Annotated in this window: 2 protein-coding genes; both read left to right on the top strand. The window is 58.1% G+C overall.

All coding sequences use genetic code 11. The features are described 5' to 3' along the window. Positions 1–51 precede the first annotated feature (51 nt). Positions 52–570, top strand: coding sequence for an IS630 family transposase (locus tag AB7C87_RS24165; RefSeq protein WP_369732100.1), 519 nt, complete (start codon positions 52–54; stop codon positions 568–570). Then, on the top strand, positions 567–1,070 hold the full coding sequence (locus tag AB7C87_RS24160) for an IS630 family transposase (protein WP_369732101.1): 504 nt from the start codon (positions 567–569) through the stop codon (positions 1,068–1,070). The genes AB7C87_RS24165 and AB7C87_RS24160 overlap by 4 nt, the downstream gene beginning before the upstream one ends. Positions 1,071–1,079: the final 9 nt, after the last annotated feature.

Raw genomic sequence — 1,079 nt, 5'->3', positions numbered from 1 at the left:
TGATAGGGATCAGCAGACTAGTTCATATCTTCTGGACGCGTAGAGAGTCTCATGACAACGTGGGGCAGCAAGTTGGATGGTATCGATGAGGAGCAGTTGCGCCAGCAACTGCGCACGGAGACGGATGCGAAGGCGGTCAAACGCCTTACGAGTGCTCTGCTGTATCGGCACGGGAAATCACCGGCAGAGATCGAAGAGTTGCTCGGCTTCCCCGAACAAACGGTGTACGATTGGCTCGACACCGTCGCCGAGCGCGATCCAACCGCGCTCGGCGACCTCCCTCGACCGGGACAGTCCACTCGTCTCACCGATGCCCAGTGGACAGAACTGACGGCGACGCTGGCGGCGTCGCCGTCGGAAGCAGGCTACGATGACCCGATATGGACACCAGCGCTCGTCCGTGACTACATCGCTGAGACGTTCAACGTGGAGTACTCGCTCGCGCACATGTACCGTGTGATGAAGCGGGCGGGCCTGTCTTACCAGACAGCCCGCCCGCGTCACTACAAAGCAGATCCCGCCGAACAACAGCGCTGGCGTGAAGAGTTCAAAAAAAGTGGCCGACGCTGAAGGCGGCAGGCTACCGGATCGTCGTCATTGATCAGAACACGCAAGTGATCAAAACCACCCAAAAGCGTGGATGGTTTCCGGTGAACTCCCGCCCGAGACTGCCGGTCTCGGGCGGTCGGGCCTCGGTTAATCTGCTGGGCGCGGTCGCCGACGACGGTGACCGCTTCATCTCGTTCGTCGAAGGGTCGTTTACGGGGAAGGTTGCCGCACACTTTCTGCGAGCGCTCCAAGAAGAGTTCGGAGAGGAACTTGTGATCGTCTTAGATAACGCGCCGTATTTCATAGCGAAGCACCTCAAGAAGCAGGCCGCGAAAGCCGGCCTGCTTCTTGAATACCTCCCCTCGTACGCACCGGAAATGAATCCACTCGAACAGTGCTGGCGTCAAGTGAACGAGGGACGTGCCAACAGACTCTATCGGACACTTCCCGAGCTGAAGACGTATCTCACAAGCAAACTCCCTACGCTGAACTCACCGAGAATCTATGAGTATCTCTGCTGATCCCTATGA

This window comes from Natrarchaeobius versutus, from assembly GCF_041205745.1.
Taxonomy (GTDB): Archaea; Halobacteriota; Halobacteria; order Halobacteriales; family Natrialbaceae; genus Natrarchaeobius; species Natrarchaeobius versutus.
This window is presented reverse-complemented; position numbering and strand designations above follow the sequence as displayed.

What these genes read in the sequence shown, in the direction of transcription:
- AB7C87_RS24165 (WP_369732100.1), top strand. Translation starts at nt 52, where the DNA reads ATGACAACGTGGGGCAGCAAGTTGGATGGTATCGATGAGGAGCAGTTG.